General features: G+C 61.1%; 11 protein-coding genes and 1 pseudogene. 1 reads left to right on the top strand and 11 read right to left on the bottom strand.

The window, feature by feature from the left end:
- Positions 1-242: 242 nt before the first annotated feature.
- The 3 genes from IV500_RS20900 to IV500_RS20890 all read right to left on the bottom strand — a co-directional run bounded on the left by IV500_RS20900 (position 243) and on the right by IV500_RS20890 (position 2,308).
- Positions 243-1,433 carry an IS30 family transposase gene (locus IV500_RS20900; RefSeq protein ID WP_230855296.1) on the bottom strand — a complete coding sequence of 397 codons (1,191 nt, stop codon included), beginning with the start codon at positions 1,431-1,433 and terminating at the stop codon, positions 243-245.
- Positions 1,434-1,646: 213 nt separating this feature from the next.
- Entirely contained in the window at positions 1,647-1,886 is a 240-nt protein-coding gene (locus IV500_RS20895) for a helix-turn-helix transcriptional regulator (RefSeq protein ID WP_196398746.1), read from the bottom strand.
- Positions 1,887-1,888: 2 nt separating this feature from the next.
- Positions 1,889-2,308 carry a hypothetical protein gene (locus tag IV500_RS20890; protein WP_196398745.1) on the bottom strand — a complete coding sequence of 140 codons (420 nt, stop codon included), beginning with the start codon at positions 2,306-2,308 and terminating at the stop codon, positions 1,889-1,891.
- 29 nt (positions 2,309-2,337) lie between these two features.
- On the opposite strand from IV500_RS20890, the gene IV500_RS21790 reads away from it, so the two are divergent.
- Positions 2,338-2,997 carry a VOC family protein gene (locus IV500_RS21790; RefSeq protein ID WP_312876014.1) on the top strand — a complete coding sequence of 220 codons (660 nt, stop codon included), beginning with the start codon at positions 2,338-2,340 and terminating at the stop codon, positions 2,995-2,997.
- 91 nt (positions 2,998-3,088) lie between these two features.
- On the opposite strand, the gene IV500_RS22400 is transcribed toward IV500_RS21790, so the two are convergent.
- The 8 genes and pseudogenes from IV500_RS22400 to IV500_RS20850 all read right to left on the bottom strand — a co-directional run.
- Positions 3,089-3,517, bottom strand: a complete 429-nt coding sequence (locus tag IV500_RS22400; RefSeq protein WP_376770241.1) for a GNAT family N-acetyltransferase — start codon at positions 3,515-3,517, stop codon at positions 3,089-3,091.
- A 303-nt stretch (positions 3,518-3,820) separates the two neighbouring features.
- Positions 3,821-4,657: an Abi family protein gene (locus IV500_RS20875; RefSeq protein ID WP_196398743.1), complete on the bottom strand. Its 837-nt coding sequence runs from the start codon at positions 4,655-4,657 to the stop codon at positions 3,821-3,823.
- Between the two features lie 188 nt (positions 4,658-4,845).
- Positions 4,846-5,310, bottom strand: a complete 465-nt coding sequence (locus tag IV500_RS20870; protein WP_196398742.1) for a GNAT family N-acetyltransferase — start codon at positions 5,308-5,310, stop codon at positions 4,846-4,848.
- 307 nt (positions 5,311-5,617) lie between these two features.
- The gene (locus IV500_RS20865) at positions 5,618-6,808 is read right to left on the bottom strand and encodes an IS30 family transposase (RefSeq protein WP_230855296.1); all 1,191 of its coding nucleotides are present in this window, start codon (positions 6,806-6,808) and stop codon (positions 5,618-5,620) included.
- 99 nt (positions 6,809-6,907) lie between these two features.
- Positions 6,908-7,486, bottom strand: a complete 579-nt coding sequence (locus IV500_RS20860; protein WP_196398741.1) for a dihydrofolate reductase family protein — start codon at positions 7,484-7,486, stop codon at positions 6,908-6,910.
- Positions 7,483-8,043: a TetR family transcriptional regulator C-terminal domain-containing protein gene (locus IV500_RS20855; protein WP_196398740.1), complete on the bottom strand. Its 561-nt coding sequence runs from the start codon at positions 8,041-8,043 to the stop codon at positions 7,483-7,485. The genes IV500_RS20860 and IV500_RS20855 overlap by 4 nt, the downstream gene beginning before the upstream one ends.
- Positions 8,044-8,227: 184 nt before the next feature.
- A complete protein-coding gene (locus IV500_RS21785; protein WP_230855295.1) occupies positions 8,228-8,407 on the bottom strand; it encodes a hypothetical protein in 180 nt (59 codons plus the stop codon).
- Between the two features lie 41 nt (positions 8,408-8,448).
- Positions 8,449-8,934, bottom strand: a pseudogene (locus tag IV500_RS20850) (IS3 family transposase); the annotation flags it as partial.
- Positions 8,935-9,082: the final 148 nt, after the last annotated feature.

Here is a 9,082-nt window from a genome sequence, read left to right as displayed (position 1 = left end):
GAACAGAACTATTGCGCAACAATGACTTTAGTGCATATGAGTACTGAACGACCAGCGTTCAGAAGCCGGCTGCACAACCCCGGCAACACCGGCATCGGCGTGCCGTCAGCTTCTGAAAATGACAGTTGTCAGTTTTCGCAGTCGCCTGCACAAGTACTCAAGCTCGCCTGCACATCGCCATCGGTCGCCTCGCGAGCACGATTGATCGACTGTGGCCGTCTTCGAACCCATGGGTGGCGGATTCAGGTGGTGAGTGCAACACCGGTTTGATTTGATGGGTTCGAGAGTATCTCGGCGAGTACTTCTGCGGGGGTGCGATAGCCGTGGCGTTTCCGGGGCCTGGCGTTGAGTTCCGCGGCCACGTTGTCGAGGATCCCTGGCCCGTGGAAGGACAGGTCGGTGCTTTTCGGGAAGTACTGCCTCAGGAGCCCGTTCGTGTTCTCGTTGGATCCGCGTTGCCAGGGCGAGTGGGGGTCGCAGAAATAGATCGGCATCCCCGTCGCCATCGTGATGTCCTGATGCTTCGCCATCTCCCGCCCTTGGTCCCACGTCACTGACTGGCGCAGCTGTTCCGGGAGGGTGTTCATTGCGGTGATCATCGCGGCAGACACGGTCGCTGATGTGTGATCGCCGGGCAGGTGCAGCAGCATCACGAACCCACTGGTCCGCTCAACAAGGGTGCCAATCGCTGACTTGGTCGAGGTTGAACCGATGATGAGGTCGCCCTCCCAATGCCCAGGAACGGCGCGGTCTTCGATCTCGGCGGGCCGGTCAGAGATCATGACCATGCCCGGCAATCGTCCTGCCTTCGGGCTGCCTGGTTTTTGGGGGCGCCGCCGGGCCCGCCCGGATCGCAGGGCGGTCGCGATCTCTAACCGCAGCGATCCGCGGCCCTGAACATAGAGGGCCTGGTAAATGGTCTCGTGAGACACCTGCATTTCCACTTCCTCGGGATGCTCGAGCCGGAGTCTGCCCGCGACCTGCTCGGGACTGAATCGTTCGGTGAGCATCGACACGACCTGTCCTCGTAACGCTAGCCCGTCCAACTTCCGCGCTCTCGGGCGGCGTGCCCGCGTCCACGTTTGTTCCTGCGCCAACGAGGGCACGTACCGGTCATGGACGCGGTTCCTCGCTACCTCGCGGCTGATCGTCGACGGCGCACGACCGAGCAGGGCAGCGATCCGTCGAATCCCTTGGCCCGTGGCGAGCTGGAAGCCGATCTCTTCCCTCTCCCGCAACGACAACGACCCGGAACGAATGACGGCGAAGTTCTGAAGCGGCGATGACAGCACCTGCCGATCTTCGCTGAGCCACCGATACGCGGTCGCCCGCGACACTCCCGCAACTCGTCCAGCGGCCGACGTCGGCAGTCCTTCGTTCAACCCGTTCCAGAACGCCAGCCGAACAGCCAGCGGCGACAGAGGTCTTGCCATCGAAAACACCCCACACGACTCAGGGTGTTGCACTCACCACCTGAATTCGCCGGTTTCGAGACAGGTTGGTTACGAGACATATGTGCTGATCTTTTCGACCAAAGCCGGAGACCGCCGCCCAATCTGGCACTTTTGCGTTGGTATGACGCTCCCTGGTGCTCCTGTACTCACCCGATTCCGCTGCTCGCGTCCAGGTTCTCTTGTATGACTGGCTCAGTTGCTGGGTTGTCGGGGCGGCGCTTGGGGGTACTGGAAGACGCCTTCCAACGGGACGTCCAACTCACGTGCGATCTTGAACGCCACCTCGAGCGACGGCGAGTACTTGCCGAGCTCGATCGCGTTCACGGTCTGCCGGGTCACACCAACGCGGTCGGCGAGGTTCTTCTGCGTCATCTGACCCGCACCAGCGCGGAGGTCGGCGATGCGGTTGGTCAAGCGGGTCGGCCGCGCCACCCTCAGATTCCCCGACGGTAGAGCGCGAGAGCGGTGACGCTGCTGGCCAATTCACCCAGGACCAGAGACGCGAGCAGCGCCTGCGCGATCCAGAATGTCGGTGCGTCGACCATGGCAAGCCCCAGCCCGACGATCGTTCCGGTCGCCAATACGTAGCCACCAACGTGTGCCCCGCGCCTCTCGAGCAACCGGTCCCGCTCGTCTTCGGCGCTGGCCTGCGAGGGCGCACTGATCGCGATCAACGCGTGAGCAATCGCAGCCAGGACCACCAGGGCCACGACGACCGGGACCATCAGCCCCACCCAAGCGACATCGCGCACGGGCGATTGAGCCACCTCGCCCACGACGATCGAGAAGTACCCGGCGAAGACGAGTACCAAGATCCCCGTCATGGCCAGCGTGCTCTTCTCCTTGAAGGACATTCAACCCCACCTCCGACTTTGCCGAGTCAATAATATTAGACATCCTCAGGGTAGATCACGCGACTCGTGATGTCCAATATATTCGACACCCGCTGCACCTTTCTCGCCGGCGTCGAGCCAGTACCGGAGGGTCCCCCGTTTGCCGTCTGGCGCCAGGAAGTATCTCGCGGCTGTCGCCAGCGGCGGCTTCTCAGCAACGACGCCCTCAGCAAAGCTCCGATTCTGCTGGCGAATGCGGCGATGCTGATCGCGGGTGTTGGTATGTACCTCCTGTTCAGCCTCCTGACCCGGTACCTGCAAACCCCTTCGGACGCAGGCTACGGTCTCGCGCTCCTCTTGCTGACACAGACCTCATCGGCGCGGTCAACTGTGACGGAACCCGAGCCTCCGGATACTTTTGGAGCGCCGCCCTCGGATGGAGCCTGGTCTGGAATCAAGATCAAGAGACGGCTATTCAATCCCACCAGGGTGGATCGAAGCTCACCTGGAGCGGACCGCCTCTGATGCCACGATCGGGAAGAGACCGGCTCCGGTTCATCGTCGCTCCCACCTCTGGCGATTCGCGTACCGAGCTTCAACACCTCATCTCGCTCGGAGCAAGCGAAAGCAGAACAGATGACGATAGCGGCACGATTCTCGTTGACCCTGACGGCAACGAGTTTGTGCTGAAGCGTTCGGAACAACTTTAGAACTAGATGGACGGGCCGTGAGGCGCGGTCAATTGAGAAAACGGTCAGTGGGCGATGTCCGAGGACGTTACCGGCGAGTAAAGGCAAGCCGTCAGGCATCGCCATCACGACAGCGACCTGAATCGGGATGAGGTCTCATACCAGGGGGTAGTGCTACTGGGGCACACGAATATGTGCAGTCCGGTTCGTTCTCCTCGTTTCGGCTGCCGTCGCTCTGCTCTGTGAGAACACAGCCAAGTGACTCGGAGAACAGTCGGGCACGAGTGTTGCGGGTGAAGACGCGCAGAGAGAAACCGCCGGGTCTGACTTCTTTGGCAGCCGCGAGAAGCGCTCGTCCCACGCCGCTACCCTGCGCCTCAGAATCGACGTAGAGCTGTTCAAGCCACTGCCCATCCAAAGCCGCGAAGCCTAAAAGACGGTGACCATCCTCCGCGACGATGACATCCTGGCCTGTAAGGACAATCTGCCTCATCCACCACAACGTTTCGGCCTGGTCGTGCACGCTCGGCAACCAGGGCATCGCTGTTCTTCTCGATCGTAGATACAGGTCGGTCAGAGGCACAGCATCGGAGGCCACCCCCGCCCTGAGTGCAATTTCCCGGGCAACCATCCACCCAATCTACTGCTGACCGTTTTCCTGGTGAGGGGCAACGGCTGCACATCGCACCTGCCCGAAGAGCGCTTCGACGACCCGCACGGGGACTGCCTTCGATGCAGATCGAACCGGAAAGCCGCCGGCGCACCGTTCTGCGCGAGGTGCGTCAGATGGGAAGGTCAAGCGCGACAGGTCCCTATTCGTACGAGATCTACACGTGGGCCGCGTTTAGGGCGCCCACAGCTGGGACTGACTCCAGTTCTCGGGCGCACCGAGATGACTTATCGGCAGGGCGGGCACGGCCGGGTAAGTGCGGACGACCGCTGGCAACAATCTCTGGTTCCCAATCGCCTGTGCCTTCAGTAGGTGCTGGATCATCGTGAGTTGTCCGAACGTTCGAGTGAACGGTCCGCCATCATCGAGGTCGGGATACTTGCCGGGAATCGGAAGTTTCGGTGCAATCGCAAACACTCGGTTGAAGAGACGGCCATGATGAGCCGAAACGTTGCGCACGATGTTGAGCGACTTCAACCACGACTCCATCTGCGGTGCCGTCAATCCGAAGGCTGCAGCGACCATATCTTGTGCGCGCTTCGGAGCGAATCCGAAAAGGCGCGTGAGTCCGCCCCAATCCAGAAGCTCAACGGCCGCCCACACTGGCAGTGTTCCGCCATACTTCGCGTGGTGGTGCTCGACAAAGTCCTCGCGCGACTCGCGAACCGCCTTTTCATACTGTGCGAGCCAGCGAGAGTAGTCGCCGCCACGCGCTCTGGCGTTAAGCATTTCCGGCTTCAGATGCGCGCACTCGTGCACTTCGCCCAGGGCATGTCCGACTAAGGCTCGGACGGTGAGCTCGATGGCGGCAAGCGCGGTAAAGGAGGCCGCTCGGAGATTGGCGTCGAATCGATAGAGTCTCGTGACTTCATCCAGGGACGTAGATGGGTAAAACGTATCGCTGCGGCCCTCGCCGCTGCGGACGCGAAACGAGTTCCAGTACCCGCTCAAGCGGTAGTAGTTGATCTTGCGGAGTTGTTCAACAGCGGCGCCGTGATCACCGACGTTCATTCCGCGCTAAGCGAGCAGGTTTGCCTGCTCTTCATAGGACTTGAACTGCTTGACCTCTGCAGGCAACTGCGCCCCCGGAAAAGTGAAGACCGGCCCTGGACCTACAAGTAGGCGGAACCGGTCGTGATACATGAACTATAGCTCGACCTGACGACATCGGCGCAACTGAGTGCCCCGCAGGGAAACCGTTACTGCGCCAGATCGTTGAGTTGGCGTGACCATGCGATTTCGCGTTCGAGCTGCCCGCTGTCGACGAAGAGACGCACTTGGTGGGTCCGCGGCAAGGCAAGCGCAAGCTCGTGACGATCTGCGGCTTGGAATCCGAGGTTCTGCCAGAATGGGCCCGACCGACGAGAAAATAGCCAGGCCCGCGTAGCTCCCTGACGGGCGGCATCGGTTAGAGCGAACTTCGCGAGTCGCGAGCCGGCACCCTTGGCGCGCTGAGTGGGGGCGACTGCGACGCTGCGAATGAGGGCGTGCCTACCGTCGGCGCTCAGCTCGTACCCGGTAGTGCCTAGGATGCAGCCGTCGATACCTCGCTCGATCCAAAGCTTCACTGTGGGGGCATCGAGACCAGCGAGCGTCAGGTCGACCTCGCTGAGGAAATCCCGAAGCACCCCTACGTCAGTCGGCGTGACAGGTTCGAAGGACATGCCATCAATTGTTCCCCATCACGAAGCGCCCGTTCATCGGACCATCCCCACACTCCCTGGCGTCGAGTTCGCTGCTGCTCGGAGGATCGCCTTTTAGGTGTCTCGACATAGCCACGACATTAAGCCCGATGACCGGGCGCCTTACGGACGAGCTCGAGGGTGGCGCTTCGCCATCTCGGTGTCTTGTATCCCTAGGGTTATGAGGCGTCTCATCGCGACGCCGGAATGACCTTGTGCTGCGGAAATTCGCGGGCGGGTGATTCTCGCAACTATGTCTCGCGACCGTCTGGGCGGTTTGGTGGCGGATTCAGGTGGTGAGTGCAACACCGGTTTGATTTGATGGGTTCGAGAGTATCTCGGCGAGTACTTCTGCGGGGGTGCGATAGCCGTGGCGTTTCCGGGGCCTGGCGTTGAGTTCCGCGGCCACGTTGTCGAGGATCCCTGGCCCGTGGAAGGACAGGTCGGTGCTTTTCGGGAAGTACTGCCTCAGGAGCCCGTTCGTGTTCTCGTTGGATCCGCGTTGCCAGGGCGAGTGGGGGTCGCAGAAATAGATCGGCATCCCCGTCGCCATCGTGATGTCCTGATGCTTCGCCATCTCCCGCCCTTGGTCCCACGTCACTGACTGGCGCAGCTGTTCCGGGAGGGTGTTCATTGCGGTGATCATCGCGGCAGACACGGTCGCTGATGTGTGATCGCCGGGCAGGTGCAGCAGCATCACGAACCCACTGGTCCGCTCAACAAGGGTGCCAATCGCTGACTTGGTCGAGGTTGAACCGATGATGAGGTCGCCCTCCCAATGCCCAGGAACGGCGCGGTCTTCGATCTCGGCGGGCCGGTCAGAGATCATGACCATGCCCGGCAATCGTCCTGCCTTCGGGCTGCCTGGTTTTTGGGGGCGCCGCCGGGCCCGCCCGGATCGCAGGGCGGTCGCGATCTCTAACCGCAGCGATCCGCGGCCCTGAACATAGAGGGCCTGGTAAATGGTCTCGTGAGACACCTGCATTTCCACTTCCTCGGGATGCTCGAGCCGGAGTCTGCCCGCGACCTGCTCGGGACTGAATCGTTCGGTGAGCATCGACACGACCTGTCCTCGTAACGCTAGCCCGTCCAACTTCCGCGCTCTCGGGCGGCGTGCCCGCGTCCACGTTTGTTCCTGCGCCAACGAGGGCACGTACCGGTCATGGACGCGGTTCCTCGCTACCTCGCGGCTGATCGTCGACGGCGCACGACCGAGCAGGGCAGCGATCCGTCGAATCCCTTGGCCCGTGGCGAGCTGGAAGCCGATCTCTTCCCTCTCCCGCAACGACAACGACCCGGAACGAATGACGGCGAAGTTCTGAAGCGGCGATGACAGCACCTGCCGATCTTCGCTGAGCCACCGATACGCGGTCGCCCGCGACACTCCCGCAACTCGTCCAGCGGCCGACGTCGGCAGTCCTTCGTTCAACCCGTTCCAGAACGCCAGCCGAACAGCCAGCGGCGACAGAGGTCTTGCCATCGAAAACACCCCACACGACTCAGGGTGTTGCACTCACCACCTGAATTCGCCGGTTACGAGGCACTGAGGTTATGCGACACACCGTTGGTGCAGGCCGTCCTAGCTGGCGCTGTCGGAGGTGACTCCATAGCGCGTGTTGGTCATACCGGTGTCGGTCGTGGAGGTGCCCAGATGCACTAGGCGTATGGGGTGGGGCAGAGCGTGGAAGAGGTGTAGGCCGGCGCCGAGAATGATCGGAGCGCGACTGATGGTGAGTTCGTCGATCAGAGAGGCCGCCAAGAACGCGGTGATCACTTTCCCACCGTCGAGATAAACCTTGCCAGCCTTCTCCTCGTCGAGCACGGCGACGACTTGCTCGAGGGTGGTGACGACTCGGATCCGATCGTCTGCGTCGGCGTCCAGAGTGGTGCTGATCACGATGGTGTGAAAGTTGCTGTACGGCCACGAGTCGAACGTGATGACCTTTTCGTAGGTTCCTCGTCCCATCACGAGGTGGGTGACGTCAGCGGTGAACTCGTCATAATCCGCTGGCGCGTTGTCGGGGCGGAAGGCGGGTGCGTGTCTGGTTCCGAGTGGTGGGTCGGTCAGCCACCCCAGGTCTCCATCGGGCAAGGCGATGTAGCCATCAACGCTCGTTGCGATAAAGACGTGACTGGACCATTCTCGGGAGGTGCTCATTTCAGGTACTCCAATATGACGGTGAGGGCGCGGCCTGGGTCGACTTCCGAGGGAACGGGATGCACCGCTGCCCGGAGCAGAGCCCCGTGAGCGCTGTCGAGTAGAAAAAGAGCAATTGCTTCGGCCTGTAGGTGAGAGGCGATCTCGCCGCTGTCTTGGCAACGCTGCACCAGATCACTGAGGTAGGCGCTGTGTTTCGTCCACCCTTTGTGAAGCAGATCGCGCAGCTCATCGTCGTGGAAATCCTCGATAAGCATGTCGAGTCGGGCCATTAACAACGCGGTCCCGACCTGGTCGATAGTTTGCGATGCGGCCCAGTTCAACAGCTCGCTATGGGCGTGAGGGGTGGTCGCCCCAATGGGAATGCTCTCGATCCAGCGACGGCTCAGAGCGACCAGTAGACCGTGTCGTGAGCCGAATCGTTTGATCAGAGTGGACGGATGTAGGCCTGCTGCGTCGGCTGCCCTAGCCAGTGTCCATGAGGATCCTGTCTGATCCAGCGAGTCGCCAACGAGGGCAAGAATTTGCTCATCGGTCAAGGTAAGGGGCCGCGCCATGTATTTAGTAAATCACGATTGCGGAATACCCGAAAACCAAGCACCCTCTCGGGCATCCCAGCGCGGGTGTGTTGCTTCCCATGCGTTTCGAGGCACTTCGGTTATGCGACACATTCGGCGAGTCGCGCGGCGGAATTGCAAGGCGGTCTATTGGTACGAACTTCGGAGTGGGGATGCTAACGCTTCATCGGTCAGATGAGTTCCATCTGAGTTTTCGGCCGGACCATGAAGCGTTCGGCTCGACCTCACCGCTCGCGGCTTCGAGCGTAGCGATGATGTCAGAAGAGAGCGCATCGCCGTTGTTGGCGATCAACCAATCTTTTGACGCCGCGTCCAGTAGCGACCACCACTTTTCGATCGGCATGTTGCGCTCGTCAAGTTTTTGAGACAGGTTGATGTGTTTTCTTACGCGGCCACGGGTTCGCGGTCGCGGGCTTGATGGGCTGCTCTGGCTACGGCGGGGCTGATTCCGCCGTTGTGGCGGTGAGGCCGCCGACGGTTGTACCAAACCTCGATATATTCCATCACCGCGGTGCGGGCCGACAGGTGATTCGGGAACGAGTGCTGGTGAAACATCTCGGTCTTCAAATGCGAGAAGAACGACTCTGCCACCGCATTGTCCCAACACACACCCACGGCGCCCATCGACTGGGTAACGTGATTCGCAGCGCACCAGTCCTGAAAGTCTGTCGACGTGTATTGGCTGCCCCTGTCGGAGTGAAACACGACCCCGGACGTGGCGAGCCGGCCGTGGTCTCGGGCCATCACCATGGCGTTGGTGATGAGCTCGGTGCGCATGTGTGAAGCCATCGCCCAACCGATCACCTCGCGCGTGCAGAGGTCGATGACGGTCGCTAAATACAGCCACCCTGACCCGGTCCTCAGATAGGTGTTATGTGCAGCTGCGCATAACACCTATTAGGTTCAGGGGCTGATTATGTGCAGTTCGGCGCTGAAGGGTCTGACTGGCCCCGCATCGATCGGGATTTTCGCTGCGTGTGCTTCCCGGTTGCTGCACATAATTAGAGTCCTTTTAAGA

The sequence above is a fragment of the Arthrobacter terrae genome (genome assembly GCF_015708085.1).
Lineage (GTDB): Bacteria > Actinomycetota > Actinomycetes > Actinomycetales > Micrococcaceae > Arthrobacter_M > Arthrobacter_M terrae.
This window is presented reverse-complemented; position numbering and strand designations above follow the sequence as displayed.

What these genes read in the sequence shown, in the direction of transcription:
- IV500_RS20900 (WP_230855296.1), bottom strand. Translation starts at nt 1,433, where the DNA reads ATGGCAAGACCTCTGTCGCCGCTGGCTGTTCGGCTGGCGTTCTGGAAC.
- IV500_RS20890 (WP_196398745.1), bottom strand. Translation starts at nt 2,308, where the DNA reads ATGTCCTTCAAGGAGAAGAGCACGCTGGCCATGACGGGGATCTTGGTA.
- IV500_RS22400 (WP_376770241.1), bottom strand. Translation starts at nt 3,517, where the DNA reads ATGCCCTGGTTGCCGAGCGTGCACGACCAGGCCGAAACGTTGTGGTGG.
- IV500_RS20875 (WP_196398743.1), bottom strand. Translation starts at nt 4,657, where the DNA reads ATGAACGTCGGTGATCACGGCGCCGCTGTTGAACAACTCCGCAAGATC.
- IV500_RS20870 (WP_196398742.1), bottom strand. Translation starts at nt 5,310, where the DNA reads ATGTCCTTCGAACCTGTCACGCCGACTGACGTAGGGGTGCTTCGGGAT.
- IV500_RS20865 (WP_230855296.1), bottom strand. Translation starts at nt 6,808, where the DNA reads ATGGCAAGACCTCTGTCGCCGCTGGCTGTTCGGCTGGCGTTCTGGAAC.
- IV500_RS20860 (WP_196398741.1), bottom strand. Translation starts at nt 7,486, where the DNA reads ATGAGCACCTCCCGAGAATGGTCCAGTCACGTCTTTATCGCAACGAGC.
- IV500_RS20855 (WP_196398740.1), bottom strand. Translation starts at nt 8,043, where the DNA reads ATGGCGCGGCCCCTTACCTTGACCGATGAGCAAATTCTTGCCCTCGTT.
- IV500_RS21785 (WP_230855295.1), bottom strand. Translation starts at nt 8,407, where the DNA reads ATGCCGATCGAAAAGTGGTGGTCGCTACTGGACGCGGCGTCAAAAGAT.